General features: G+C 56.6%; 33 protein-coding genes. 15 read left to right on the top strand and 18 right to left on the bottom strand.

From position 1 onward, the window contains the following. Nucleotides 1-80: 80 nt before the first annotated feature. The 6 genes from NQF86_RS00140 (at nucleotide 81) to NQF86_RS00165 (ending at nucleotide 8,497) form a co-directional block, all read left to right on the top strand. Complete coding sequence (locus NQF86_RS00140) at nucleotides 81-1,439, top strand: purine-cytosine permease family protein (RefSeq protein WP_266115606.1); 1,359 nt, start codon at nucleotides 81-83, stop codon at nucleotides 1,437-1,439. 228 nt (nucleotides 1,440-1,667) lie between these two features. Continuing rightward, nucleotides 1,668-2,576, top strand: a complete 909-nt coding sequence (locus NQF86_RS00145; protein ID WP_266115607.1) for a transporter — start codon at nucleotides 1,668-1,670, stop codon at nucleotides 2,574-2,576. A gap of 76 nt (nucleotides 2,577-2,652) precedes the next feature. Continuing rightward, on the top strand, nucleotides 2,653-3,795 hold the full coding sequence (gene nhaA, locus NQF86_RS00150; protein WP_266115608.1) for a Na+/H+ antiporter NhaA: 1,143 nt from the start codon (nucleotides 2,653-2,655) through the stop codon (nucleotides 3,793-3,795). A 57-nt stretch (nucleotides 3,796-3,852) separates the two neighbouring features. Continuing rightward, nucleotides 3,853-4,722, top strand: coding sequence for an epoxyqueuosine reductase QueH (locus NQF86_RS00155; protein ID WP_266115609.1), 870 nt, complete (start codon nucleotides 3,853-3,855; stop codon nucleotides 4,720-4,722). Between the two features lie 53 nt (nucleotides 4,723-4,775). Then, nucleotides 4,776-5,918, top strand: a complete 1,143-nt coding sequence (locus NQF86_RS00160; protein ID WP_266115610.1) for a glycerate kinase — start codon at nucleotides 4,776-4,778, stop codon at nucleotides 5,916-5,918. 137 nt (nucleotides 5,919-6,055) lie between these two features. Continuing rightward, a complete protein-coding gene (locus NQF86_RS00165) occupies nucleotides 6,056-8,497 on the top strand; it encodes a DUF3772 domain-containing protein (protein WP_266115611.1) in 2,442 nt (813 codons plus the stop codon). A gap of 100 nt (nucleotides 8,498-8,597) precedes the next feature. On the opposite strand, the gene NQF86_RS00170 is transcribed toward NQF86_RS00165, so the two are convergent. Further along, complete coding sequence (locus NQF86_RS00170) at nucleotides 8,598-8,762, bottom strand: hypothetical protein (protein ID WP_266115612.1); 165 nt, start codon at nucleotides 8,760-8,762, stop codon at nucleotides 8,598-8,600. 269 nt (nucleotides 8,763-9,031) lie between these two features. Here NQF86_RS00170 and NQF86_RS00175 point away from each other — a divergent pair, with 269 nt between their 5' ends. Beyond that, nucleotides 9,032-10,174 carry an AI-2E family transporter gene (locus NQF86_RS00175; protein WP_266115613.1) on the top strand — a complete coding sequence of 381 codons (1,143 nt, stop codon included), beginning with the start codon at nucleotides 9,032-9,034 and terminating at the stop codon, nucleotides 10,172-10,174. 49 nt (nucleotides 10,175-10,223) lie between these two features. On the opposite strand, the gene NQF86_RS00180 is transcribed toward NQF86_RS00175, so the two are convergent. Together NQF86_RS00180 and NQF86_RS00185 are read right to left on the bottom strand one after the other, a co-directional pair. After that, the gene (locus tag NQF86_RS00180) at nucleotides 10,224-12,116 is read right to left on the bottom strand and encodes a PepSY-associated TM helix domain-containing protein (RefSeq protein ID WP_266115614.1); all 1,893 of its coding nucleotides are present in this window, start codon (nucleotides 12,114-12,116) and stop codon (nucleotides 10,224-10,226) included. Beyond that, on the bottom strand, nucleotides 12,116-12,415 hold the full coding sequence (locus NQF86_RS00185) for a hypothetical protein (protein WP_266115615.1): 300 nt from the start codon (nucleotides 12,413-12,415) through the stop codon (nucleotides 12,116-12,118). The genes NQF86_RS00180 and NQF86_RS00185 overlap by 1 nt, the downstream gene beginning before the upstream one ends. Nucleotides 12,416-12,925: 510 nt before the next feature. Here NQF86_RS00185 and NQF86_RS00190 point away from each other — a divergent pair. The 5 genes from NQF86_RS00190 (at nucleotide 12,926) to NQF86_RS00210 (ending at nucleotide 15,699) form a co-directional block, all read left to right on the top strand. Beyond that, complete coding sequence (locus NQF86_RS00190; RefSeq protein ID WP_323670738.1) at nucleotides 12,926-13,462, top strand: GNAT family N-acetyltransferase; 537 nt, start codon at nucleotides 12,926-12,928, stop codon at nucleotides 13,460-13,462. A gap of 132 nt (nucleotides 13,463-13,594) precedes the next feature. Further along, nucleotides 13,595-14,101 carry a hypothetical protein gene (locus NQF86_RS00195; RefSeq protein WP_266115616.1) on the top strand — a complete coding sequence of 169 codons (507 nt, stop codon included), beginning with the start codon at nucleotides 13,595-13,597 and terminating at the stop codon, nucleotides 14,099-14,101. Nucleotides 14,102-14,145: 44 nt separating this feature from the next. Further along, nucleotides 14,146-14,463, top strand: coding sequence for a hypothetical protein (locus tag NQF86_RS00200; protein ID WP_266115617.1), 318 nt, complete (start codon nucleotides 14,146-14,148; stop codon nucleotides 14,461-14,463). Nucleotides 14,464-14,593: 130 nt separating this feature from the next. After that, entirely contained in the window at nucleotides 14,594-15,034 is a 441-nt protein-coding gene (locus NQF86_RS00205) for a hypothetical protein (protein ID WP_266115618.1), read from the top strand. A 47-nt stretch (nucleotides 15,035-15,081) separates the two neighbouring features. Continuing rightward, nucleotides 15,082-15,699, top strand: coding sequence for a trimeric intracellular cation channel family protein (locus tag NQF86_RS00210; protein ID WP_266115619.1), 618 nt, complete (start codon nucleotides 15,082-15,084; stop codon nucleotides 15,697-15,699). 5 nt (nucleotides 15,700-15,704) lie between these two features. Here NQF86_RS00210 and NQF86_RS00215 read toward each other — a convergent pair whose 3' ends face one another. The 15 genes from NQF86_RS00215 to NQF86_RS00285 all read right to left on the bottom strand — a co-directional run bounded on the left by NQF86_RS00215 (nucleotide 15,705) and on the right by NQF86_RS00285 (nucleotide 24,623). Beyond that, nucleotides 15,705-16,046, bottom strand: a complete 342-nt coding sequence (locus NQF86_RS00215; RefSeq protein ID WP_266115620.1) for a YnfA family protein — start codon at nucleotides 16,044-16,046, stop codon at nucleotides 15,705-15,707. A gap of 20 nt (nucleotides 16,047-16,066) precedes the next feature. Beyond that, a complete protein-coding gene (locus NQF86_RS00220) occupies nucleotides 16,067-16,276 on the bottom strand; it encodes a hypothetical protein (RefSeq protein WP_266115621.1) in 210 nt (69 codons plus the stop codon). A 48-nt stretch (nucleotides 16,277-16,324) separates the two neighbouring features. Continuing rightward, nucleotides 16,325-16,591, bottom strand: coding sequence for a hypothetical protein (locus tag NQF86_RS00225; protein WP_266115622.1), 267 nt, complete (start codon nucleotides 16,589-16,591; stop codon nucleotides 16,325-16,327). Beyond that, entirely contained in the window at nucleotides 16,591-17,436 is an 846-nt protein-coding gene (locus NQF86_RS00230; protein ID WP_266115623.1) for a hypothetical protein, read from the bottom strand. The genes NQF86_RS00225 and NQF86_RS00230 overlap by 1 nt, the downstream gene beginning before the upstream one ends. Then, on the bottom strand, nucleotides 17,433-17,861 hold the full coding sequence (locus NQF86_RS00235) for a phage fiber-tail adaptor protein (RefSeq protein ID WP_266115624.1): 429 nt from the start codon (nucleotides 17,859-17,861) through the stop codon (nucleotides 17,433-17,435). The genes NQF86_RS00230 and NQF86_RS00235 overlap by 4 nt, the downstream gene beginning before the upstream one ends. Beyond that, nucleotides 17,858-18,292 carry a structural protein P5 gene (locus NQF86_RS00240; protein ID WP_266115625.1) on the bottom strand — a complete coding sequence of 145 codons (435 nt, stop codon included), beginning with the start codon at nucleotides 18,290-18,292 and terminating at the stop codon, nucleotides 17,858-17,860. The genes NQF86_RS00235 and NQF86_RS00240 overlap by 4 nt, the downstream gene beginning before the upstream one ends. 2 nt (nucleotides 18,293-18,294) lie before the next feature. Beyond that, nucleotides 18,295-18,633: a hypothetical protein gene (locus NQF86_RS00245; protein WP_266115626.1), complete on the bottom strand. Its 339-nt coding sequence runs from the start codon at nucleotides 18,631-18,633 to the stop codon at nucleotides 18,295-18,297. A gap of 64 nt (nucleotides 18,634-18,697) precedes the next feature. Next, entirely contained in the window at nucleotides 18,698-18,928 is a 231-nt protein-coding gene (locus NQF86_RS00250) for a hypothetical protein (protein WP_266115627.1), read from the bottom strand. Next, a complete protein-coding gene (locus NQF86_RS00255) occupies nucleotides 18,925-19,158 on the bottom strand; it encodes a hypothetical protein (protein WP_266115628.1) in 234 nt (77 codons plus the stop codon). The genes NQF86_RS00250 and NQF86_RS00255 overlap by 4 nt, the downstream gene beginning before the upstream one ends. A gap of 13 nt (nucleotides 19,159-19,171) precedes the next feature. Then, complete coding sequence (locus tag NQF86_RS00260) at nucleotides 19,172-19,651, bottom strand: hypothetical protein (protein WP_266115629.1); 480 nt, start codon at nucleotides 19,649-19,651, stop codon at nucleotides 19,172-19,174. After that, nucleotides 19,648-21,657, bottom strand: coding sequence for a right-handed parallel beta-helix repeat-containing protein (locus NQF86_RS00265; protein ID WP_266115630.1), 2,010 nt, complete (start codon nucleotides 21,655-21,657; stop codon nucleotides 19,648-19,650). The genes NQF86_RS00260 and NQF86_RS00265 overlap by 4 nt, the downstream gene beginning before the upstream one ends. 9 nt (nucleotides 21,658-21,666) lie before the next feature. Further along, complete coding sequence (locus NQF86_RS00270; protein ID WP_266115631.1) at nucleotides 21,667-22,470, bottom strand: hypothetical protein; 804 nt, start codon at nucleotides 22,468-22,470, stop codon at nucleotides 21,667-21,669. Next, complete coding sequence (locus tag NQF86_RS00275) at nucleotides 22,467-23,063, bottom strand: DUF2612 domain-containing protein (RefSeq protein ID WP_266115632.1); 597 nt, start codon at nucleotides 23,061-23,063, stop codon at nucleotides 22,467-22,469. Before NQF86_RS00275 ends, NQF86_RS00270 begins: the two co-directional genes overlap by 4 nt. Continuing rightward, a complete protein-coding gene (locus tag NQF86_RS00280) occupies nucleotides 23,060-24,286 on the bottom strand; it encodes a baseplate J/gp47 family protein (protein ID WP_266115633.1) in 1,227 nt (408 codons plus the stop codon). The genes NQF86_RS00275 and NQF86_RS00280 overlap by 4 nt, the downstream gene beginning before the upstream one ends. After that, nucleotides 24,273-24,623 (bottom strand): hypothetical protein, encoded by a 351-nt coding sequence (locus NQF86_RS00285; RefSeq protein WP_266115634.1) that lies wholly within the window; start codon nucleotides 24,621-24,623, stop codon nucleotides 24,273-24,275. Before NQF86_RS00285 ends, NQF86_RS00280 begins: the two co-directional genes overlap by 14 nt. Nucleotides 24,624-24,670: 47 nt before the next feature. Here NQF86_RS00285 and NQF86_RS00290 point away from each other — a divergent pair, with 47 nt between their 5' ends. The 3 genes from NQF86_RS00290 to NQF86_RS00300 all read left to right on the top strand — a co-directional run bounded on the left by NQF86_RS00290 (nucleotide 24,671) and on the right by NQF86_RS00300 (nucleotide 26,041). Continuing rightward, nucleotides 24,671-25,087 carry a hypothetical protein gene (locus NQF86_RS00290; RefSeq protein WP_266115635.1) on the top strand — a complete coding sequence of 139 codons (417 nt, stop codon included), beginning with the start codon at nucleotides 24,671-24,673 and terminating at the stop codon, nucleotides 25,085-25,087. A gap of 70 nt (nucleotides 25,088-25,157) precedes the next feature. Then, nucleotides 25,158-25,559, top strand: a complete 402-nt coding sequence (locus NQF86_RS00295; RefSeq protein ID WP_266115636.1) for a hypothetical protein — start codon at nucleotides 25,158-25,160, stop codon at nucleotides 25,557-25,559. A 113-nt stretch (nucleotides 25,560-25,672) separates the two neighbouring features. After that, nucleotides 25,673-26,041 carry a hypothetical protein gene (locus NQF86_RS00300; protein WP_266115637.1) on the top strand — a complete coding sequence of 123 codons (369 nt, stop codon included), beginning with the start codon at nucleotides 25,673-25,675 and terminating at the stop codon, nucleotides 26,039-26,041. Nucleotides 26,042-26,124 lie beyond the last annotated feature (83 nt).

A 26,124-nucleotide genomic window follows, 5' to 3' on the forward strand; every position in this document is an offset into this window, starting at 1 on the left:
GGTGTGGTCAGATTTTGTTCAAAAAGGTTGCGATAAAGTAACCTCTTTTCACATTCTGGGGAGTGTGGGAAAAGCGGGGCATGAGCACCCCTATGGAAACCCACACCATTCATCCCATTCCTCACACGCATCGCCACGGGCGTGTGGCAGACCTGTTTTCGGTCTGGTTCAGCGCCAATATGACCTTGCTGACGGTTGTTACGGGGGCTTTGGGGCCCGCTGTATTTGGGCTGTCGCTGTTCTGGTCTGTTCTGGCCGTGATTCTGGGGAATGTCATTGGTGCCGTGTTCATGGCCCTTCATGCCGCACAGGGTCCTCGGCTGGGTGTGCCGCAGATGGTGCAGAGCCGGGGCCAGTTCGGTATTTACGGTTCGGTGCCGATCATCATTCTGGTTGTGCTCATGTATATCGGGTTTGCGGCATCAAACTGTGTGGTGGGTGGGGAAGCGTTGGCTCATGTCCTGCCATTCTTTGAGGGAAGTCGGGGTGTGTGGCTGATTGCCATCTTGACGCTCCTCCCTTGCATGATGGGCTACAGGGCCATTCATGTCTGTTCCCGTGTGGCGAGCTGGGTGTCTATCGTGGCTGTCATCTATGCCATTGGCTGCGGTCTGGGCGGTTTCTCCCGCACGTTGCTGTCAGATATGCACGGTACGGTAGCTGGTTTTTTCGGAGCTCTCTCCGTTTCGGCACTCTGGCAGATCGCTTATGCGCCCTATGTGTCGGATTCATCCCGCTATCTGCCGGATGAGGCCGGTGCAGGTCGTCAGGCTTTCTGGGCAACCTATGGGGGGACGGTCATCGGGGCAGTGCTGCCTATGGTGCTGGGTAGTCTCTTGTCGCTTAGTTACCCCACGCTGCCACTGGCAGGCGCCCTGTCCCATACAGGCGGCCATATAGGGAATATTGTATTGCTCGTGCTGGCTCTGGCCATTCCGCTGGCTAATGCCATGAGTGTCTATTGTGGTGCCTTGTGCAGCCTGACGTTAGTGCAGACATTCCGCCCCGCATGGCGTGCCGGCCTAGGCGGCAGGCTTTTCATGACCGTTCTGCTGCTGGGGGCGGCCCTTGTGATGAGCCTTGGCATGGTCGGGGATTTTCTGAAAGCCTACACGTCCTTTTTGGATATTCTCATGGCTGTGCTCGTACCATGGACGGCGATCAATCTGTGCGACTATTACCTGCTCCGTCACGGTAATTATGATGTCATGGCCTTTTTTGAGGCGGATGGCGGGCCGTATGGGCGCTTTAACGCCCCGGTTGTGCTGATTTATGTCATCGGTGTTCTGGTGGAACTGCCCTTCATGAAGACTGGTCCTTATACAGGCCCGCTTGTTCCTGCTCTGCATGGTGTGGATATTTCATGGGTTGTCAGTCTTCTGGTGACGGGCGTGGTTTATTGTTTTTGGGCACGCCGTGATGCAGGGGCGAAGCAGTAAACAGATTATTGATGCCTGATGGCAGGATATTAATGACTATGGAAGAAGTACTCATAGAGTACACTTATATTTGTCATTAATGTGATCTGTTAATTAGAAACATCTCCCCCTATAGAGGAAAGAGCCGTCATTAAGTGGCTGCTCTATATGGGCAGTGACGTCATGTGACGCAGAACCTCTGACGGCGGGGTCTGCATCACGTCTGGCTCTGTGGGGAAGGTGCACTGCATGCTGTGCCTGAGGAGATTGAGAGTACGGGGCGTTTCTGTTCTGGGATTGCTGGTCTGCCTGCTGGCAACCTCCCCTGTACGGGCTTCGGACATCACCTTTGCGGTGATCGGACCGCACGAATATGACCTGCCGGTGGATTATAAGCCCTTCAATGTGTTTGTTCAGTATGGGGCTGGTAATGCGGCAGGGAATTATTATGACGGGCAGGGATCGCGCAGGCCGGAGAAAGGTAGCCATACATGGTCAGGGCTCAGCAAGTACGTTCATTTTTGGACATTTGATTCACTCCCTCATGTTGGTTTTGCCTATGAGGTCATCCAGTCGGAGAGCTACCGTCTGGCGAATGGGACGAATTATGGTGGGCTGGGGCCGACCATTACGGGGCCTGCCGTGTGGTTTAAACCTAACGATCACAGCACGTTCGGTATTCAAACCTTCATGCAGACACCGAGCGCTACCCGCAGGGCGTTGAACCCGCAATATTGGTCCAACCTCTCCAGTATCATGTTTGATTATGAGTGGAAGCACTTCAGCTTTGGCGGTGACCTTGGGGCTGTGGTGGCATCGACCATGCATAATAAAGGGGAGCATTCCTACCATCCGGGCACGGCCTTTCACAGCAATCTGCGTTTCAGCTGGAAGGCCAGCCGCATGTGGGAACCATTTTTCTCGATGGACTGGCAGAACAATGCAGGATGGCGTGATAACACGCTGGGCCGCTCCGTAGCAGACAGCAGCAGCCGTGAGGTGACGCTGGGTGTGGGGTTAATGTGGAAGATCAATCCCGTGCTGGACATCACGACCCGCTATGCCCATTCGGTAGATGGGCGCTATGTGCCAGAGACCAACGCTTATTACTTCAAGCTGGTCTATCGCTTTGATGGTGCGTTGTTCTCGCATTATTAGGGTACTCTTTTTCCTTTATGGCTATGGAAAGCCCTGTATGAGGGGTGGATCATAACGGTAGAGGAAAAAGCGGTAGATGATGGCAAGGCGCAAGCACTGGGTGTTCGTACCAGAGACGGGTGGACCGTGTCTGCTTCTTGTCATGGCGATTTTGGGGCTGATTGTGGCGAATTCGCCATTTCGTTCCTTCTATGCATGTCTGCATCAGCCTTTGCGGTCTATGTATCTGCCGAGCATAGCCGAGCTTGTGACCATTGGTCCGATGACGCTGTTCTTTCTCGTCATCACGCTGGAGCTGAAGAAGGAACTCGTCACAGGGCATCTTTCCAGCATTCGGCAGTGTCTGTTGCCCTGCATCTCTGCCCTGGGGGGTGTGGTGGTGCCAGCAGGTCTTTATGCGCTGATTGCTGCTCCTGATGCAGCATTAAAGCCGGGATGGGCGATTCCCGTTGCGACAGATGCTGCTTTTACCCTGCCTATTTTGCTCGCTCTGGGACGGCATGTTTCTGAAGGGGGCCGTGTCTGGCTGATGGCACTGGCTATTTTTGATGATGTGTTGGGGATTCTCATCATTGCTTTTTTCTATGGTGGAACCCTGCATCTTCTGCCTTTGATAGGGGGCGCTGCGCTGATGGTCCTGATGGCCTGTGCAGGATGGCAGAAGGTGAGATGCCTGTGGCTCTACGGAGTAGCAGGATGCCTGCTGTGGCTCTGTTTTCTGCAAGGGGGGCTTCACCCGACATTGGCGGGAGTTGTAGCTGGTCTTTGTTTGCCTACAGCCCGGCAGAACGGCGTGTCCCCCTTGGAGCAGGTAGAACAGAGCGTTTCATCATGGGTTACATGGCTGGTATTGCCTTTATTTGGCTTTGTGACAGTGGGCATCCCGCTATTGGATGTCCCAGTGTCATCTCTGAACATGCGTTTGATACTTGCCGTTGCTGTGGGGCTGGTGCTCGGTAAAACGAGTGGGATTTTCAGTGCGACATGGCTTGCTACAAAGCTGCATGTGGCGGCACTACCCACGGGCACATCATGGCAGATGCTGTTTGGTTTATGCCTGCTTTGTGGGCTGGGATTTACGGTCAGCCTTTTTATGGCATCGCTTGCTTTCTCTGCCTTTGGCCTTCTGGTCTCCAGCAAGATCGGTATTTTTGTTGGGTCTTTCATTGCTGCTGTGAGTGGCTGGCTCTGGCTGAGATATGTCGCAAAGGCAGTATGAAGATTGTATTATACGGTGAATGATACGCTGCTACTTGAGTAGTTGCTCGACAGGGTCGTGCTGCCTCTGTATGGCGGACGGACTGTCTGGCCTACTGGCCGGACCTGCTTTGATGATTGGACAGAGGAAAGCCTCATGAACCACGAGGGGACAGGCCCGCAGGGGGCCGTTCATGATCCAGCCTGTGAGGATGCACGGTGCGGGCAGCCTGAGCCGCAACATGGTCGGGAGCGGGGTTATGCCGCCCGGAAGAAACGTCGCCAAGCCACTCCTCTGACACCATCAGGTCGTCCTTTTCTGGAGCCACCGGGGGGAGAGAAGAAGGTGCTGCTTCATTCCTGCTGTGCCCCTTGCTCCGGTGAGGTGATGGAGGCGATGACGGAATCAGGCATCGACTACACCATCTTCTTCTACAACCCGAACATTCACCCGGAACGGGAATATCTTCTGCGTAAGGAAGAAAATGTCCGTTTTGCAGAGGCAAACAACATTCCGTTCGTGGATGCAGATTACGACAAGGATAACTGGTTCGAACGGGCCAAGGGTATGGAATGGGAGCCGGAGCGGGGCATACGGTGCACGATGTGCTTTGACATGCGTTTTGAGCGCACGGCCCTGTATGCTCATGAACATGGCTTCCCGGTTATGACGAGTTCTCTGGGTATTTCCCGGTGGAAGAATATGGCCCAGATCAATGATTGTGGTGCCCGTGCCGTAGCCCCTTATGAAGGGCTTGCCTATTGGGATTTCAACTGGCGCAAGGGTGGTGGCTCTGCCCGTATGATCGAGATCAGCAAGCGGGAGAGGTTCTACAAGCAGGAATATTGCGGCTGCGCTTACTCCCTGCGGGATACGAATAATTTCCGCCGCTCTAAAGGGCGTCCGGCCATTGTGCTGGGTGAGGAGTTCTACGGCGAGGAGGACTAGACGGTTCTGTCCTCTCCGGCCCATCATGTGGTGAATAGAGGCGGGAGGGTGGCATGAAAATTGCGATTGTATGTGATTCCTTCAAGGAAAGTCTGGCCCCGTTGGAGGTCGCAGCGGAAATAAAGGCGGGTTTTTCCCGTGTATTTCCTCATGCTGATTATCTCTGTCTGCCTATGGCGGATGGCGGGGAAGGCACGGTCGAGGCGCTCGTGCAGGGTACGGGCGGTGAGCTGGCGCATTGTTCTGTCACGGGGCCGCTGGGAACACCAGTTCAGGCATTTTTCGGTATTAATGGGGATGGAAGGACGGCCATCATCGAGATGGCTGCTGCTGCGGGGCTTCCTCTCCTGAATGTGGAGGAAAGAGACCCGTTGCGGACGACAACGTACGGGGTCGGCCAGCTCGTGCTGGCGGCTCTGGAAAGAGGCTGTCGTCATGTCATTCTGGGGCTGGGAGGAAGTGCCACTAATGACGGCGGGGCCGGGTTTGCGCAGGCTCTGGGGGCTCGTTTTCTGGATAGGGCTGGGCAGGAGCTGCCTCCCGGTGGTGCGGCTCTGGCACGGCTGGAACGGATTGATCTTTCAGGCATGGATGAACGTCTTTCCAGTCTTACACTGGAAGGTGCCTGCGATGTGACCAGCCCGCTGACAGGGCCACAGGGTGCTTCCTATGTCTTTGGCCCTCAGAAGGGGGCCAGTCAGGAAGATGTGGTTCGTCTTGATGAGGCTCTGACCCATTATGCGCATATTCTGTCGGAGCAGTGTGGGAAGGATATTGCCACTGTTCCCGGCGCTGGTGCGGCCGGTGGGCTGGGGGCGGGGCTATTGGCTTTCACAGGGGCGAGACTGCGGCCGGGCGTGGAGATTGTCTCAGACCAGCTCAGGCTGGCAGAGTGTTTTGCGGATGTGGACCTTGTCATTACGGGGGAAGGTCGGATGGACGGGCAGAGTGCGCAGGGCAAGGCCCCGATGGGCGTGGCTCAGATTGCCAAGGCTCAGGGGAAACCGGTCATTGCCATAGTGGGCTCTACGGGTGACGGGGTGGACCAGATGCATCAGGTGGGTATTGATGCGTTTTTTGACACGGTCCCCCGGCCAGAGGCACTTTCAGACGTACTGGCGCAGGCACGGGAGAATGTCCGCCGGACAGCCGCCAATGTCGCCGCCACGCTGAAGATGGGCATGACCATGGTGTGAGGGGCCCTCCAAAGGGCTAACCCAGCAAGCGTAGGAAAGCGGGGTGAGCAACCTTGAAAATAGGCATAAGCTTACCATATTCCTATGTCTTTATGACTCCGTAGGTAGTTCTCAGCCATCAGAATCAGGCAGGCTTTATGAAGCGTTATTCCGTTCGTCAGATCATGGGTGGCATGGGGGCCGGCCTGGGGCTGGTAGCCATGCTGGCCGGTCCGGTGCAGGCAGCCACCTCTGCGTCTTCGGAGGCTAAGGCCCCGGTGGCTGCTGCCGGTAGTGGGCAGGTTACCTCGCCGTCTCTGGTGATCGGGCAGCCAGAGGGTGATTTTGGCTGGGGTAATGTGGCCACCACGCTGAAAGCTCAGCTTGGGCAGGATCAGAATACATTACGGAGTGTCGGGGCAGCGCTGGGGAGCACCAAGGTTCTGCCTGCTGGTCGGGTTCTGGATGGGTATAACCAGCAGGTTCGCACGGTTCGTCAGCATGTGACGGATGGGCTGGCACAGATTCAGTCTTACGAGAGCTCTATCAATTCCCTTTTGCAGGTTCTGGGCAACAAGGCTGAGGATGGAGAAGATGCCTCCATCACGCGTCAGCGTGTCATTGCCCGCAAGACCTCCCTTGGCATTGCCGCTCTGCTGGTACGGATGCGTGTCTGTGATCTTCAGACACGTCAGCTGGAGAATCAGCTGGATGATTTGCGGCGTAAGGTGCAGCAGGGGGCGCTTGTTCGGCGTGTGAAGTCCCCTCTGAGTGTTGGTTTCTGGCAGAATGCTCTGACAGACGGTTATGCGACTTTCCGGGATATGGGGCGTGCAGAGCTGAATGTTCTGATTGGCGTTCTGGGCGTGGGCTGTCTCGTCTTCCTGTTCAGCTATCTGATGCGGCGTCTGGCGGTTTTTGCGCTTGATTCAGTACGGGCGCAAGCGAGCTGGGGCGCGGTGATTCGGACTCAAAGGGCACTGGGTAGTGTTCTGGCGGGTGTCCTTTGTGGTCTTCTGGCTGAACTGTTCTGGCAGGGATGGCAGATGATCGCTTTTGGTGGGGAGGGCGTCCCTGTCATGCAGGGGCTGTATCTGACGCAGGCATTGCCAGTATGCGGCTTTATTGTCGGGGCGGGCGTTTCGCTACGGCGCTGGTTTCTTGGAACAACCTGTCTTTCATGCAGTCTGACGCTGGGTGGAGCGATCCTGTTCTATGGGGCATTGAGGACGGCAGAGGTGAGCCGTGATATCGGCCCCGGGCTGGATGCTGTGCTGGAAGGTGTGTTCGCTCTGGCCTCGTCCATTTTCCTGTATTTGACATGCCGTGCCAATAGGCGGCATCAGGCGGCAGGCACGCCACTTCTCAGTGATATGGGGAGTGGTAGTAGTGGGCAGGATTTGGGGGCATTGCTGATCCAGCACCTACCGCTTCATGGTGCGTCTGCCCTATTGCTGGGGGTAACGGGCGGTGCCGTGCTGAGCGGCTATATTTCCTTCGCCTTCTTGCTGAATGACTGGGTGCTGACACTTCTGTACTCATTCGGCGTGGTCATGCTGCTCATGCAGGCATGGCGGGATTTTTCTCAGTTCTTCTTTTCTGCACAGAGCCGTCTGGGGCGCCTCTGGAACGAGCTGGAGTTGAGTGCCCGCCGTCTTGCCCAGCTGGAGGTCATCAGTACGGCTCTTGTTGGTATCTGTCTGGTCATGATGTTTGTGGCTATGCTTCAGGGCAGGAACGGGGTTTCCTTCATTGGGACATGGCAGCAGTTGCAGCATATCTTCAGTGGCGGGATCTTCTTTGGCGTGACCTTCTCGCCCAGAGCGGTGCTGGATTCTGCTCTGCTTCTTGTTGGGGTCTATTACGTCATTCGGTTCCTGCAGCAGTGGTTGCAGACCCGGCTGTTCCCCGTCACATCGCTGGATAATGGAGCGCAGACCTCCATCATCAGTATCATGACCTATACGTTGTGGATCGTTGCCGGGTTGAAGCTGCTGGCGATGATCGGCATTTCTGTCCAGAACCTGACATGGGTTGTCAGTGCTCTGTCGGTCGGTGTTGGTTTTGGCCTGCAATCCATTGTGAAGGATTTCATTTCTGGTCTGATCCTGCTGGCGGAACGCCCTGCACAGGCAGGGGATAAGATTACCATTAGCGGCAATACGGGGGTGATCCAGCGTGTGAATGTGCGGGCAACGGATATCCGCTTGCGTGATGGTACGATGTTGATCGTTCCCAACTCTCTGTTCATCACAGCCAATGTGCAGAATTACAGCGCCGGGCATAATCCGCTGAAGATCAATCTGGTTGTCTCTGTGCCGACAACTGTGAATTTGGATAAGGTTCAGGCGCTTCTCATGCTGGCGGTGGCAGATCAGCCTGACGTGCTGAAAGACCCTGCTCCTCAGAGTATGCTGGGAGATAAGGCGGGTGATACTGTGGATGCCACACTGTCGCTGTATATCGCCCGTGGTACGAATAGTGATGCGGTGCGGACGGCCGTCATGGGGGCCATTCTTCAGCGCTTCAGCAATGAGGGGATCTACCTCATCGTGCCTGAAATGTCTGCTGATACAAGCAGTGATTCTGACGCATCATGAAGGATGCAGTAACAGGATAAGAATACAGAAAAGGCCGGAGCAGATGATCTGCCCCGGCCTTTTCTAAAAGTTCCAGTTTAAAAGAAACCGGAGCCTGCTCTTACTTGCCGTCTACGGAACGTGCGATTTCGGCAACGAGCTTCAGCAGGTAAGCGCGGTCGATCTTTGTGTTCGGACCTTCGATGCGGACAACATCCTGCACCAGAGCGAAGATCAGGTCTTCACGGGACATATTGCGAGCGATAACATTTTCTTTCTGAGACATGAAAGCGGTCCTTTCAGAAGGGGTGATTACCTAGACATAGGCGGTAACTTATGAGCACTGCCTTGGCAAGATTCTAGCAGCTTTTTAAACGTCTGGTCACGTTTTCCTGATGAAAAAGATGCGTCTCCTGATGCGTGATGAGGGAGGCTCTTATTTTGGTTTTACTTCATAGGCTGTTTGTGGAAGGCTCCCCGTTCAGTCATCATATCTAATCAGCCTTTTCCTGTATCTTCGGACAGGCAGGGGCCAGTCTGTTTCAGGGCAGGTTTATGTTAACGCATCTGAAGTCTTTCTTCACTTCGGCAGAGGCGGCAGGTCGGGCGTCTGCCAGCCCGGTCCGCCCCTTGCTGACAGCTTTTGCTGTGGCGCTGCTTCTGGCAGCAGCCATATGGATCATTCATCCTTTTCTGCCGCCTATCCTGTGGGGCGCCACCATATCCGTCACGCTCTGGCCGTTGGTGTTGAAATTGCAGGATGTGCTGTTTGGGAGCCGCTCCGCCGCCGTGTTCTTCACTGTGCTGGCAGCAGTGGTCATCTTCTTCATGCCTGCGGCGTTAATTATCATCATCTTTGCCAGACATGTTGATGATGTCTCCCACTTCGTGACGGCCCTGCCTTCATGGCAGTTGCCTGCGGCTCCAGCATGGGTTGGGCGTCTCCCTTATGTGGGAGGGGAGGTCATACCGTTCTGGGATCATTTGCGTGAGAACAGCCTGCCTGCTCTTTTGAAGCATGTCGTCCCGTCTCCTGAGAGTCTCCTGCATGTATTTTTGTCCTCGGCGGGCAGTCTTGGGTCGCTTTTGCTGGAGTTTGCTCTAACGCTGATCGCCATGGTGCTGATTCTGACACAGGCGGAAAGCATCAGTAGCCTGTTGAAAAGAATTGCCACTATGCTGGGCGGGGAGATGGGCAGCTCCCTGTTGAAACAGGCAGAAATCACGACACGGGGTGTTGCTCTGGGTGTTACCCTGACGGCAATTCTGGAATCTCTGTTCGGCTGGGTTGGCCTGATGTTGGCAGGTATGCCAATGGGCAGCGTTGTGGCCGCCGTGATGTTCATTTCATGCGTTCTTCAGTTTGGTGGGGCATGGGTGCTGTTGGTCAGCACGGTGTGGCTGTATTTCACCAGTTCCCTTTTTCACGCCATCATCATGCTGGTCTTTGCGCTTGTTGTAGCGGCGGGGGATAATTTCCTTCAGCCCCTCATCATCCGTCGTTATGTGCGGATTTCAGTCATTGTTATCATGGTTGGTGCGTTTGGCGGGCTGTCCACTCTTGGTTTCGCCGGTGTCTTCATCGGGCCAACCCTGCTTTACCTGACGGAAAAGATGATCCGTTGCTGGACAGGTATGCCATCAGATGATGACAAGGAAGAACAGGACAGCACCAAGGTTGTGAAGACAGAGACATAAGTATCCACCCACCCCGCCAGTGTATCATTTTCTGGCGGGGTATTAAGGTCTAGGCTCTGGTGCAGGCGTTGCGGAAGGCGCCTCTCCAGAGGCAGAGAGCGGCGATGCTAAAAACTGCTGTCAGTATGAGAGATGAGGTATCTTGAGTGGCGCTGTGTCGTAGCGTCACTACGATGACGGCGGTAGACAGGGCAGCCGCCGAAAGGCCCGTCATCATGCTTCGGCAGAGGCGGCGGGAGAGTAGGCAGTACGCCACCATGCTGAAGGCAAGGCAGCCATAATAGGTCAGCCTGACCTGCTGGCAGCTCTGTGTCATGGCGGGCATGGAAGATGATGGCATGCCGGTTCCGTTCATCATGTCCTTGTTGACAGAATGCAGATGGCTCATCAGGGGGCTCAGGGCGATGATGCTGCATAGGCCCAGCAGGCAGCCAAGCAGGCTTCCTTCACTCAGGCGGCCAAGCCACAGAGTAGCTGGTGTGTCGGCTGGTCTGGCCTGTCCCGTTATCTTGAGACGGTGGGTATTGAGCCAGAGTTTGTTGGCTGTATGGAAGAAACCGACCCCACATAAACCCAATGCCGCATAGAGCCAGTGAACGAACTCTCCGCCGAAACTGCCAAAATGCAGGGCAAGGCACCATGTCAGGAAATGGCGTGCGGGACTTTGCTGGCCGGGCAGATTCTGGCTGTCCAGTATGGTTCCTGTCTGCGGGTCCATCAGGACGGAGCCTCGGTCACGGCCAATGAGTGCATTAAACGGGTCTGTCCCTACAGCCAGAAGGTAAGGTTGTTCCGACATTGGCAGGCTACACGACCCGTTTGCATTATAGAGCGGGGCCTGTAGGGAGATGCGTTCTGCCAGATTGTCTCCACCATGAGGGCCTGAAACATATTCAAGCGTAAGAGGATGAAAAGAGGGGGAGAGATTCCGCAGTTGCAACAGGGCAGCGGCTGGAGACAGAAGGGCCGTAGGGTACTGTTCCATAGCCATCATGCCAGCGGCTGGCTTCATGCTGGCCGGTGCGCCGAAAAAGACGGATAACAGCGGGAAGAAAGCGAAAAGCGCTGTTGTCAGGGCGATGACAAGCTGAAAGGGTAAGGTGCAGAGGCCCAGCAGGCTGTGTAGGTCGAGCCAGAGGCGGCGGGCATGGCCTTGCAACCGCACGGTCATGAGGCTGCGCCATATGCCGGGGAGCAGCAGGATAACGCCCGACAGCAGGGCCAGCCCATAAAAGAGGCATAATGTACCGACAAAGGGCATGACCCATCGTTCAGGCAGGGGAAGTCCCAGACGGCGATGTAGCCCACCAATGAAGTTGGGTACCGGTGATGGTGTCAGCCGATAGAAATGCAGTGTGTGCGGTGCAGGCTGGCTGATGATGATGGAGGGCGAGGGCACACCCAGCGGAATTTCCGGCTCAGTCGGGATGCTGATGCGTGCCGTGGAAGGGGAGGTGAGGGTCAACCTGTAATGCGTGCTGGCGGTGGCCGGCAATTGACCTATGAGAGCAGGAATCTCTGTGAGGGAAATGGCACTGAAGCGGGCATCCTGCGGCGGCAGGGGGGGTGTACTCCATTGCTGGAGAGGGGCGGCGAACAGAGTGAAAGTACCCGCCAGAAAGCCCATGGCAAGCAGGCTACCCGTCGTGATGCCGACCCAGCCGTGAATATTGCGGTATCGGGCTGCCAGTTGATGGATTTTCTGCCAGCGCCCTAGACCAATGCAGGCTGTCAGTCCTGTCATGGCGAGCAGGCAGGCACCGAGGGTCAACAGGGATGTGCCCGTTGCGCCATAGGTGCGGGCTACGCCGAATGTTCTATCTATCAGACAAGCCCCGGCAAGGCAGAGCAGCGCCACCACGCTTCCAGCAAAGAGGCGCCCTCGGAGCCGGGGCGGTGGTGGTGGTGCGGCACGTCTGCCCCGGTCTGATGATGTATCCATCAGGAGGTGTGAGGGGTTTGGGAGGAAGACAGGACAGCCCATATGACAGGCATGAAGCACAGCAGGGCCATGCCCCAGCCTCCCAAACAGAAGAAGGCTCCAACGGGTCCGAAAACAGGGGCCCATAACATCCATGCCAGCCCACCGGACAGGAACAGGCCAGCTATCCCGACTTGACGGCTCAGCCGTTCAGGGCGTGGAGTCTGGCCGGGTAACTGGAGCCACAGCAGAACCGCCCAGATGGCGCCCATCATCAGGCCACCCCAGAAGAATACAGGTTCCGTTCCCATTCCCAGCATGACGCTTTCTCCTGCATGTCTCCTTTTTCTGCATGGCCTGTCTCAAGAAACCGAGACAGGAATGCGGAAAAAAGACCTTTACCATGAAGGAAACTTTATGTGAGGCAGGTTGAGAGCGTCAAACATGTATTATTTATACAGGATATAAATACCCCTGATTGTTCCGTGGGTTAGAGGCGTGGAGAAGGTGCGCCTCATTGCATGCGGAAAGGCCGCCGCCAGCGAATGGCGCTGAGACGCCCTGCGGTTGCAAAGCCGAGAAGCAGCGATGCCGTAACGGTTAGTTGGAAAATGAAATGATAGGAGGACGACATGATTCTGTTCTCCATGGCGGATGGTGGGGGAAGCAGTCTGTGATACAGATAATTAATTTTCCGTAATAGAGGAACAACTTTTTCAGCGGAAATCAAAAATTTCCCGCTGAAATAGGATCACCTTAGTGGTGATGTGGTGTTTCTGGTGGGGAGTGTATGGGGCTGGTCTGGCAGGATGAAGTCTGGCAGGTCAGTTATGTCATATAAGGAAGGATTGGTTATGGATATTCGGCTGGCGCAGGATAGGGATATTGTCGCTATTACTGATATTTATAATCACGCTGTCAGTGAGACGACCGCCATATGGAACGAGCGTGTCGTGGATTGTGCCAATCGGGCAGAGTGGCTGAAGGCGCGTGAGGAGGCAGACCTGCCTGTTCTCGTTGCGGTAGATGAAAATGGGCAGGTTTCTGGCTATGCCACATTCGGGCCATGGCGTGCATGGGACGGCTATCGCCATACAGTGGAACATTCTGTCTATGTCCATAAGGACAGGCAGCGTGCTGGTATTGGACGCAAGCTGATGATGGTGCTTCTGGAAGAAGCGCGGAAACGTGGATATCACGTTATGATCGCCGGTATTGAATCAGGCAATCATGCGTCTATTCACCTGCATGAGAGACTGGGTTTTGAGATTGTAGGGCAGTGCCGTCAGGTTGGATGCAAGTTTGGCCGCTGGCTGGACCTGACATTCATGCAGATCATGCTGGATAATCGGCCTGATGTGGGGTGATGTCACCTTCCTGTGGGTCTGGGTATGGTAATATACGAGCGTGCCTTATATATTACGATAAGGAAATGAGTCTGGTCGCTATGGCTTCATGTCTGTTACGGATCATGAAGTGATATGCTGGGGGAGTTCAGGATGATGATGGGACGTTGTGGAGTTTCCGGCCTGCTGGGTGGCATGATGTCGCTGGCTGTGGGTGTGCTGGCCAGCACGACATTGGCGCAGGCCGAGGGGCTGGATCGTGTTTATGAGGTTCAGGCGCAGCTTTCTCCTACGCCCATGGTGGCAGGCAGTGCCAGCGCCGTGACGACCGACACGCTCAAAACGCAGCTTGGCCCGAATATCCGGCTCAAGCAGGAGCAGAAGGACGTGTCCATCGGGCAGCAGGCCTACCGGCTGGGGCAGTACCGGATGCGGGTGCGTCTTCATGCGGCACCCGGTGGCGGGTATGACAATGGGGTCATGAGCTACGTCATTTCCGCCAGCCTGAGCCGGAAAAGCAGCGATCATACAGCGTCTATCTTCACGAGAGTGAAGGGTGTGCTCAAGATGCATGACGGTCAGGCATCAGGTAAGTTGCCGGCCAACCGTTACTTTACGGGTATGATCCAGATCAATGCCATTGCAGCGCATCTGTTCTGATGACGATGCGGCGGGGATTATGGTGTCTGATGGTGGGGTTGTGCATGGCAGTGCCTGCTATAGGGGAAGCAGAGGAACCTGTTTTTCCGGCTTCGGGCGTCAAGGCTCCCTATAGTCCGCTGGCGATCCCGACCCGTCTCGCACCATTAAGCGAGTCTTTGGAAACACTCTTGAACCGGCAATATCGTATTGTCGCTGCTCATACAGCCAGTGGTGAGGAGATCGTGATTCTGGAGCGGGCCGGGAAAGGGGTCATGGCCGGCAGTACGGTTCTGTGCGCCCTGACACTGCCTGACCCGGCAAAGGATCAGAACGTCACGACATCTCGCTGTTGGGCCCTTAACCGCCCCGGCCGTGGGTGATATGCCCGTGGGGCAGAAAGCCGTTCTGAACTCTGCGGGGGCGTGCTACGTGTTGCGGGAAGATGTTTGTCTGCCATGGTCCGTCCTGCTTCTGCTGTGAGGATGGCCGTTAAAAGGGGAAGGTACCTGTATGGTTGATTCAGTTTACAGTCTGCTGGGGTATGAGGCAGAGGTGCGCCAGCTTGGCAAGAAGATCGGTCGTCTCTCCAAGCATGAGCTTTTTTCGCAGGACCTGACACCCTTTCCTAAGGATCATCCGAAGGTCCAGCCGAAGCATGATATTTTCTATCGTGAGATTGAGGCATCCCATCAGTTCTACAGGCAGATGGTCAGCTCCATGGAGCGGGAGTTTCATGAGCTGTGCGAGCGGTTTTCATCCGAGCGTTATTACGCTGTTGATGGTGATTTCAACCGTCTGATGGTGAACTTCAATGGTGATGCCGCCAATGATACGCTGGCTTCCATGCGTTTCATGAATCGCTTCATTATGTGCCTGAAGAAAGGCGCTCCTTTTGGTGAAGATGATGCGCATGTCCTGTTCGCCAATTATGGCCGCCTGATTACGAGCTGAACTGGAAGATATGGAAGGCTCCCAGTGGGGCAGCAGGGTGGCTCGGCATGACGTTTGATCTTTACACCACGCTATACATCATCGCCATTATCGCTGAGGCCATGACCGCAGCCCTGCTGGCGGGCAAGCTGGAGATGGATCTTGTGGGCGTGTTCCTGCTGGGGTGGATCACGGCTCTCGGCGGGGGATCCATCCGGGACGTGTTGCTGAATCACTATCCGCTCTCATGGGTGCGCCATCCCAGCTATCCGCTGATTACCGGCTTTGCGGCTCTGGCGACCATCATGGTGGCCCAGCACATGCATAGGCTGCGCAAGCTGTTCCTGTTGCTGGATGCGATCGGCTTGGTCGTCTTCACCGTGATGGGCTGTCAGGTGGCGATGACAGAACATCTTTCTGTGGTCTGTGTCATCATTTCAGGCATGATTACGGGCTGCATGGGGGGTGTGTTGAGGGATATTCTCTGCAACGATATTCCGCTGCTTTTTCGTTCGGAACTTTACGGGACGGTCTCCGTCAGTACGGGGATCGTGTTCCTGCTCTGTTCCCATCTGGTGGAGAACCGGAACATTGAGCTTATCATCGCTATGGTGTTCGGGATCAGTTTCCGCCTGCTGTCTATCCGTTATAACTGGACATTGCCCCGTTTCAGCTACAGGTCCTGAAATAGTCAGGTCTTCCCGTGTGGGCCAAGCAGGATGAGCATGGCCCCGGCCAGACATAGGGCTGCCCCGGCCATGTCCCATCTGTCGGGTGCCATGCCCTCTACAGCCCAGCCCCATATGAGGCTGATGACGATATAAATCCCCCCATAGAGGGCATAGGCCCGGCCTGCATGGTCTGAGGGGCTGAATGTCAGCAGGACGGCGAACAGGCCAAGACACAGGCTGCCGGGAATCAGCCAGAGGGGTGTTTTGCCCAGCCGGAGCCACGCCCATACCGAAAAACAGCCGGCAATTTCTGCGCAGGCTGCGAGGCTATAGAGCAGGCCGGATGTCAGAATGACGGGCATGGTGGTGGCTCCTCATGGTTTTACGGCGTGGAATGACCCGGTTTTAAATGATTTTTGGCCCATCCGATGTTGAGCGCAAGGGTGGAGATCAGCCGATAGGGCAGCACCCAGCGAGACCCTGCAGCGGGTGGCTTGATGCAGACTGTCACCAGATTACAGGCGATGATGACGAGGGCAGCATAGCCCTGCACGCTGTCAGGCAGGGCTGTGAGTAGAGTGGAGACATCCATGATTGATCCTACAGATATAAAAAAACCGCCCGAAGGCGGCAGGTAAAATCAGTCTTCGATGCGGGACGGCATCTGAGGCCATCGGCCATAGACAAGTCGGCTGTTGGCAAGCTGGTGCAGGGCTGTCAGATAGGCTTGCATGTGTGGGCCGCCCCGGTTCCGGTAATCCAGCAGTACGAGTTCCGGATAAAGGGCCAGTTCCCGCCGGGCATCTTCGCTGATTGAGACTAGGCCGCTGCGATATTTATCATCACAGTTTGCGGGATCGCCGATGTTGGTCTGGTCGCCTGGTGGTCCTACGAGGATGTCCGCCATCAGTTTGGTATCCCTTCCACGTTATAGATGATCCATTCCTGTCCGTTACCGGGCCACGGCCCGACATGCTGGAAGGTGAAGCCCGAACGGGATACGGACTGGATGACCAGATCGGATACTGTGGTGGTGGCGCCGTTGCCCCAGTCGTCAAACAGGATGATGTAGGTTTTCCCGGTGATAATCGGGGGATATTTGAAGGTCACGCCACCCGGATAGGCAACCGTGCTGCTGTTATAGGCGCCACCGTCATCCTGAATGGTCCCGAACAGACGCACGGGAGCTTTGTTGCTCCCATGCCATGTTGGCAGGCTGGTGATGGTCACCGGCCCTGATGATCCAGTTCCGGATGATGTGCCACTGGTGGGCAGTGCATCAATCCTTTGTCCCAGTCCGTCAATGCGTTGACCAAGAATCGTATCTGCCTGCTGTCGGGCTGTTGTCTCGGCCGCCAGATCGGCTTGTTGGGCCAGACCATCCGTAGAAGGGATATGTAGCCCGTTGATAGCGGCTTCAAGCTGCGCCCCCGAGACGAAAGAGGAGGCATCTGCCTTCTTCATGTAGCCTGAAAGGTCGGGCGTGCCGGGGATGGCGGCGCGTATGCCATCCAGTTTCTGGTTCAGGGTATCATCTGCTTTCTGGCGGATTTGTGCCTCATTCGAGAGGGCCGTGGTTGTGGCATAGCCTGATACGGGGCCTGTCCCGCCGCCAAGAGAGGAGAGAGGGAACAGCCCTGCCTTGCCGTTCTGGAGCCCTAGTACCGTATCGCCGGATTGAGGTGTGTTCAGGGATGGCAGGCTGCCAATGCTGATGCGGCTGCCTGTTGTTGCGACTGTCTGGCTGCTCATAGTGTGAGTATTCTCCCATCAGGCAGGGTGAGGGCGTCCGGCTGGACCTCAGCCCCATCAGGTGGTGTCAGGCTGGCCTGCACACCATCCACGGAACCGCTGTCAGCTAGCACAGCAATCTGCACGGTACGGACGTAGCGGCGCCCTAAGCTGGTCTCCAGCGTCAGGGTGATGGCCTGCTGGCCCACCGTGCCGCCTTGTAGCCCGATCGTGGCCCTGTCCGGGGTAAGGGCGGACCATAGAAGGGTCAGGCCAGTGCTGTCCGGTACGTCCACTGTCAGGCGGGTGACGGTTTCGCCCTGATCGCAACAGAAGGGTGCCAGATAGAGCGAGTAATCCAGCGCATCGCCCTGGTTCTTGGCAGGCCAGTTCTGGATGGTTGCCGTCTGTGCCGGATAGAGCGACCGGCTGGCGCAGGGCGTCATGCTGCGGCCCCACTGGTCGGAAGATCAGCTGCTACCTGAGCGATCAGCGAGCCGTAAGGGTTCTGGCCGTTTTCATATTCAATGATGGCCGCCATCATGTTCCCTATCAAGGTCGGGGTAGCAGGGCCCAGATCGACAGAGGCTTCCACACCAATTTTGCGGGCCACAAACTGGGCGTAGGCAGATGTGTTGTTTTCGTTGGGAGGTGCCCATTTCGCAATGATGGCATTCACGGTTTTGAGCCTGTCACGCCCCATGAACAGGCAGAGCTGGTTACGCAGCGCTTTCAGCCCCGCTTCTGGTGTGGGGAAAACGGCGAAGCGGCCATCTGGCCCCGGCTCTTTATGGGCTCCGGCCTGCCCGACATAATTCAGGTTACCCGGATTGTTGTTGCGGATGCCACGGGGGCGGCGATCGGGTGCCTGTGGCATGGTTAGCCTCCGAATAGATGGGGATAGATGAAGTGGATGAGCTGATAAAGGCCCACCGCTACGGCGCCCCCAACCGCACCGCCGCCTGTGATGGCAGCGGTGACAGTGCGGGCACGGGCGGAATTGGCGTCTGAAATCTGCTGCTGGATGGCATGGAGGCCCTCTCTCTGTTCACGAGCGAGGGCGGCGATCTGGTCATAAAGGCGCTGGATGGCCCCGCCCTGCTGGTCCTGTACCGCCTCGCTGGCGGCGACACGTTCACGGGTCTGGGCGTGGCGTTCATCAAGCTGCTCATGACGGGTGCGGAGTTGTTCAAACTCCTCACGGGTGATGTCAGACATTGACTGTTCTCAACATAAAAAAGCCCCGGCAGGATGGAGGCCGGGGCGGTGGGTTATAGGGGGTTTAGTGACCGCAGAGAGCGTGCAGTTCACGGCGTTCATTGGCGTAATCCAGAATGAAATGCTCTGTTGTTTTCATGTCAGGATGTGCGGCGAGTTCGGTCGCAAGGTCATGCTGTTCCTGTAGGCTATATGTAACAGCTGTGGGGCAGAGAGAGGCTGATGAAGGGGTGGTACAGCCGGCCAGGCAGGTCGCAAGACTGAAGGGCAGAAGAAGGCGTATGGCAGATGTCAAAAGCGCCCCCGTTTCAGGATGTCCATAAGCTGCGGTCTGGTGCGGATGGCGTTGGTGCGGGTATCCAGCATGGCCTGTGCGGTTCTGAGTGTGGCTTTCAGACTGTTGATAATCTGTTGGCTGGAACGGACGTTGGCGCTGTTCCGTCCGGCACGGTTACCAAAGGCCATCAGGCCCGTTAGAAAGGCCAGCAGGGTCAGAATGAACCCACCGGCGAAATAGGGATTCATGTCGTATCATCCTTTACTGTAACGGACTGGATGGCTGGGGCGGGAGGGCCGTGCTGGTGGTGTCCGTGCCGTCCAGAATGGCCTGAAGTTTCCGCACATGATTCTGCATTTCCGGCCCGAAGGTCTGGCCCATGGCGGTGCTCAGGGCTGCCTGATGATGGACCTGCTGTATGGCGGATGCTGCCTGTTCTTTCAGGGGAAGGGCAGGGCGCTCCCTCTGAATGACGGTGCCATTGCAGAGGGCCGGATTGACCGTAGGGCGGGCAGTCCATTCTTCATCCGTTATGGTGAGACGTATGGCCCTGCTGCCTGCTGGAAGATGGGGCTGGACCTTCAGGAGAAGTTCATCTTCGGTCAGGGGCAGTGACGTGGCCGGGTCTTCCGGTGTCTGGCTGTTCCGTACCAGAGGAATGGCGGACCAGCCCAGAATGGGGAGCGGCTCATCCTGCGTCTGGCCGTCAATAATGGCAAAATAGGCCATATTCTGCGTCATAGGGACAGTTCTCCAATAGCGATGACGGTGATCGTGTCAGCGGGGTCGATATTGGCACCGCCAAGCCCCACCCAGAACTTGCCCAGCGTGAAGCCGCTACGGTCCGGGGGTGTGGTGGATGAGGCCCCGCCGACAATCATGTTTGTTCCATTGTAAAAGGCCGGGACCATCACGGAGACGGTGTCACTGGTGAAGGACTGCGGAAACGTCACTCTGTCGCCATGTGCTGCCTTCACAGTGAAGACCTGCATCATGAGCGGTGTTCTGGCGGGGTTGAGGGTGTTCAGGAGTGTTCCGCCCATCGGGGGAGAAATGGCCCCGTTGGGAAGGAAGGAAAATTCCCGAAAAACTGTTCCGCTATTCAGCACGATATTGCCAGAGAGGGCGCCTGTGGACTGGTTCCGGGCTGTCTGAAGATAGATGCCAAGATCACTGGCAGCCGTACCAATCTGGCGGCTCAGGTCACGCCCGTCATAACTGTACTGGCCAGAGGCCACGATGTTGCTGTTGCGGGGCAGGTTATCAATCAGCCCGCCTTTTCCATCAGGCTGGCTGAGGAAGATGGTGTCTGTCTGCCACCCCATGTCCAGCAGGGAGCCCGCCAGTGCGCTGGTGGCCGTGTTGCCCCCTATGAGGGCATTGGGGCCAGCCGTGCCACCCAGCCCTGTCCGCATCGGTCCAGTCGCTCCAGTTGTGTTGGCGAAGGTGTTGTTGCGGATGATGGTGCCGTGGGGATTGTTGAGATAGATGGCGGTACCCGGATTGGTCGGGGAGCCGATATCTTCAAACAGGTTGCCGTCAATTTCGACCGTCTGGCAGCTGTCGGAAACATAGGCAGCATAGACGGGCTGGCCCGATGTGGTTCCAGACCCGTCCCGTGTAATCAGGTTGTTGCGGACCTGTACCCCATGTGCGGCTACCAGCCCGATTGATCCCCCACCATCACGGCCCCGCGTGTTGTTGTTGGAAAGAAGATTCCCTGTAATGAGAATATTCCGCTGGATCAGCCCGTCCGTACTTTTCTGATCGGCAGTTGTCACGCCGATGCCGCTATCGGCATTGTCATGAACGTGGTTGTTGGCGATCAGGATGGTGTCATTGGCAGGCTGATCGGAGCTGTCGCAATAGACGCCAATGCCGTCATGATTGCCGGAAACAGTATTGCCCGTGGCTCCGCAGCGGCGGCAGCCCATATAGAAGACGAAGCCGCCATCTGTATGGCCGGTCGAGATGCTGTCTTTGAACCAGCAGTTATCGGCTGACCAGATGAACTGGGGGCTGTTGCCACCATCCTTCAGCGTGACACCAGAGACCAGACTGTTGCTGATGAAACCCAGCGAGAGCGGCCAGTTGAAGGTGTTGCGGATCGTGATGCCGGAAATCAGCAGATTGTCGATCAGCGTGGGGGTGGAGGGTCTGTCTGGCGTGTTGCCGGTGTGGCTCAGCGTATTGGCGCATATCCCACCACTGACAGCACTCTGCCCACCTTGTTGACCCGCCCCGTTGCCATCAATGACACCCCGCCCGGTGATTGACAGACGTTCCAGCGTCTGGCCGGGGGCATAAATGTCCAGACAGTTCGTATTGCTGTCCGATGCGAGGGTGATGGTGCCATCCAGCACCAGATGCGTGTCCGGCTGTGTGATGCGGAGTGTCCCGAGCACAACGGAGAGTCCCGCAGGGTGGACAAGGCGGAAGGCTCCGGCGCAGTCATCAAGGGCAGCCTGATAGGCGGCGCTGTTGGCGGCGACATTCTGGCCAGACGGGTCATGGACAACGCCGTAGCTTGTGACCAGTTTTGCCGGAAAGCGGGCAAGAACATCCCGGACCTTTTCCCCAGCCAGCGTGCTGTCGCCATCTATGGCGAGGCTGGCGGCCTGCCCGTCCTGTGCATCAATCTTGCTGCCCAGTTCTCTGGCGACTTCGGGGGAGGAAACGATGTCTGTCGGATTGCCCGTGGCCGTGTAGGACCGCCATGCGGGGGTTCGGTTTAAAGGCTGAGTCATAGGGAGTCCTTACGCTGGGCCAATGGCCATAACGGATACATGCTGTGGGCGGTTGGCCGTATTGCTGGACCATGTGCTCATGGTGAAGCCGCTGGCTGTCCATGTGCCTTGGGCGGCAGCGCAGTCCCAGTCGGCTTCCAGAGCGTTGATGATGATGCTGACGGGCGGCCCGGAAAAACTGTTCGGGAAGGTGACGGGTTGGCCTTTGTCTGTCACGGTCGTGAAGGCTTCCATCCGCATGGGGCGGCCATTCTGTGAACCGATTTCCAGAAAGCTGTTGCCCCGTGCAGAGAGCAGATTGCCGCTCATGCTGTCGCCAGAACGGTTGATCTTGCCATCCAGATTTCCAGTAAGACTGTCCATCTTTCTGGTAAGATCGTTCAGCGTGTTTGTGAGCTCCCCGTTATTGCCGATGGCTCGCCAGAAGGTGCTGTTATGATCCGTTGAGGGGTCGGTCATGTTGTTATCCTGCTGACTGATGAGCAGGATTGTCGGGTCCGTGGCGGAACGCAGCACGGCCCCTAGCGGATAGCCGCCGACATCATGGGCGAAGGAGGGGTCGAATGTCAGCGTAATGCCTGCACACCATGACCGTGCCACGGCAGAAAGAGCGTACAGGATGCCATTCATGTCCCGTCCATCTGGTGGGGTACCGCCAGCACTGGTCGGCTGGAATGTCAGGGCTGGAAAACCCAGCATGAAGGAAGCGGCTCCGGTATCGCTGCTTTGCAGGGGAATATCACGCCGATAGGCCAGCCCTGCATTCTGAGCAAAAGGAACGGTGATTTTTGTGGGGAGGTCGGAGGCCTTCATAGAATGTCATTCCCGAAGTCATTTTTTGTAGGGGGTACGAACATGTAGCGGTACCGCACGCCAGAGGGGCGGGGCAGGACGCCGGAGGCGATGATGCCTACGTCAATAGGTGTGGGGCGGAAGGAAAAGACGAGCATCATGGTATGATCGTCCGTGTTGGCCAGATAACAGTGTCCCCGGTTTCCAAAGAGGATCATGAGAATACGGTTGATGTCGGCGATGGAGGCGGAGGAAATGTTTGCCGCCGCCTTGGCAAAAATCAGCTGCCGGTAGTCATTGTCTGGCAGGCGGTAATTGGACGTGGCCCCCTGACCTGAATACCAGATGCCTTCCCCGAAGGTTCTGGATGAAGGATAGCCCTGTGAAAAGCCCCAATATCCGGCGGTATCAATCTTCAGGATACGCCCGATGCCAACAATGCGCCCCCATACATCCAGCCCCCATCCTGTAGCGGTAGCGGGATTCCAGACCTCATGAAGGAATAGCTCAATCAGCCGTCTTGGATCTGCTGCTGCATTGAAGTGCTCAATAATGCTGGTGAGGGCCGGAGAGTTGGCATACTGGGCAAGGATGGTCTCCCGTATGTCGATCATGCCACCACCTGCACGCTGATCGTATCAGCCGTCACGGTGGGAAGCTGATTGATCGGCAATGTGAGGCGGTTCTGGCCTGCATTCCGGTCGGTGCCGATGGTCAGGGTTAGAACCTCCGCCCAGTCACCCAGCCCATCCACCACGGCAGAAAGGCGGGAGGCATAGACGGTTTTGCCAAGACGAATACGGTTTGCCCCGGTCGTCAGATAAGAGACGATGGCCTGCTGGATGAGCTGTGCCGCATTGGAAGGTACAGCATCCGAAGCTGCAATCTCCATCACCACATAGACGGCCACTGGTGTCGGCCTGTCATAATGGAAGCTGTAGGAAGGCTGGTTCCCCGCATAGACGGGGTTGGTGTCCTGAACCGTGACAATCTGTGTCCCCACGGTTGGGATGCCGGGTGGCTTCTTGTGCAGAATGGCCTGTCCGATGTCTTCCGGACTGCCGCCTTCCACCAGAATATATTGTGCCCCGGCGGGGATAGTTACGCCCTGCTGCACGTTGTCCGTCTGAGAGGGATTGTCTGTCACGAAAGCGTCCGTCACGCCGGGAAGTCCCAACAATGCCCCCATGAGGGACGCATTCTGCCCGATGCTGTTGGCGGCAACACTGGCCTGACGCCGGGCCTCAAAATCCGCGCGGTCTTCTGCATCGGCTCCCGTGGCTCCGGGGGCGGTATTGGAGAGTGAAGCCAGCCCCAGCCCCGCCTGATAGAGCGTCAGGCTGTTGGCAGGGCAGGTAATGGCCCCGGCTGCCTGACAGGCGAGGTCAAAGCTGGCCGTGCTGGACTGGGGAAGCGTGATGGCCTGCGGAGCCACATACAGGCTGCCATCACTGCCCTGCGCCACGACTGTCCCCGCCGTGATGGTCTGTCCGGGAGCGTTCACGCTGGCCTGCACCGTGACGGTTGTTGCCGTGGCCGGGCGCCGCTCAATGAAGTAGATGCGCCCGATGGCTTCCTGCATCCGGCCAGATGAAGAAGCCGGGTCCACGCCATTGAAGACGGAAATCATGGCCCCCAGAAAGTCGCCCAGAATGGCGGTTTCGGAGAGGGCGATCTGCCCCTGTGGTGTGGACAAGGCCGTGTTGGCACCACCACCAAGGGCAGCGTTCATGTCGGCCAGCACCCCGGCCAGAATGTCCTGCTCGGAAGGGGCGATGAAGCCTGCATCAGTCAGGGAAGGGGCCGGGACGTTGGTTGTGGCGTCAGAACTGGGCATAGTCCGTGCTCCCATCGCTGAAGGTTACGAGAATGATGCCGGTAAGCTGGCGGTCTTTGGTGGGGTTGGCGAGGTGGCAGGTTGCTGCTGCCACGCCGGGCACGGACATGGCCGCATCCTCGATCTCCGAGGCATAGAAGGAGAGGTCCACATCCGAGCGGAGAATGTCCGTGTCGTAGGGGATTCCCTGCCCGGTATCGTAAATGACCTCGCCCAGCCATGTACGGGCCGCAGAACATATGTCCTGAAGCATGGCGGCTTTGTCTGCCAGCACGACAAGGTTGCCCGTGCTGTCGAGAGAGAGGTCCCAGTCGTTTGTGAGAGCGAGGGTTTTCATGCGTCATCCTCTGGGGTAGCGTTCTGCGGAGTGGGGAGGGATGTGAGATGAAGAAACTGTTACTCATCACCGCCGCCGTTCTGGGGCTGGCGGGGACGGCTTGGGCGGATGATGCTTTGGAAGATATGGCCAAGCATGACTCGTCCATTGCGAAAATTATTAATGAAGAAAAAGCGGCCGGAACATATGGGCGTCCCAATCTTGTCCCGCAGGAAGATTTGGACCGGGCTGCTGAATACAATATGCGGCAGGATGAATTGCATTTAAGGAAGATGGGAATGTCGCCCGCAACAGCCAGAAAGGCTATTTGGGCGGCGTCTCATAAGCCAAATAGCGCATGTGCCTACTATGTCCGGCAGCTGACAGCTGATTATGATGGCGCAGATGATCGCAGAGATTATGATGATAATCTCATAATCTCCATCGAACACTCCGGCACCTGCGAGCGCAAGAACCTCCATTAAAGAAGACGCAGAGGTATTGCCGTCACGTTAGCCGCTTCGATTGAGAGCGCATGAAACCGGAAGGAGTCCGTTGAGCAAAAACGGGGTATTCGGCATGATGGTGAGAACGGTTTGTAACGAATGGACGGGGAACAACGTCATGAAATATCCGGTATTATGCGCTCTCATGGTGCTGGCGCTGCCTGGGGCGGCGCAGGCAGGGGCAAATTATGTGCGGAACGATCAGGGGTCTTTTGCCATCGATCCGCAGAAAGCAAACGAATTTCTTCATCATGCTTATTCGGATAAAAGAGTTGCTGATAATGCTTACGATGTTCTGATTAATAAAAGACGGGGCAACTGTTATGATGCCGTTGTGCATCTTTTCAGATATTACGATGATGGTGCTGGTAATGTAGAAAAATATTGCTACAAGCCGGACCTCGATAGTGATAACGCTGTTGCGCCGCCCCCTGCTGTAAACCATCCCTAAAGCGGGGCCATAAACAGGCACCGGACTGGTTGTCAGCCGGTATCAAACAAAATTGGAAGACGGGCAGCTATGCGCTATTCTTGCCCCGGAAACCAAACGCAGGAATCTCGTTCATGAAACACGCTTTTTTCGCTGTTATCGCGGTTGCTGCACTGGCCGGGGTGGCCCGTGCTGATATTTTGAGCCATCAGCCAGAACCCACGGGAACGCTGTCTCAGGCCCTTCGGAGTGAGAAGATACAGGAGCACCGTGGGCAGACCCATCGGGACCCGCAGCGTGATGAGGAAAATCTGCGGCGTCTGGGTCTTGCAGACGGGACAGCAAAAGCAGGAATGTGGGCGTTGGCACATCGACCACACTCGCAATGCGCCCAGTATATCCGTCAGTTGACGGCGGATGCTGATGGCAATTCCGCTGCCCTGTTGCAGAGTGATCAGAGGCTTGTCGTTTATCTGAATAATTCCGGGATCTGCGAACGCTGAAGCACATGCAGGCACTGGTCTTTCTGCAACGCTGTTGTGCAGTGCAGGAAGGGGCCATGGCTTGATCGACAGGCTCTCATGGT

This window comes from Bombella pluederhausensis (assembly GCF_026385525.1).
GTDB lineage: Bacteria > Pseudomonadota > Alphaproteobacteria > Acetobacterales > Acetobacteraceae > Bombella > Bombella pluederhausensis.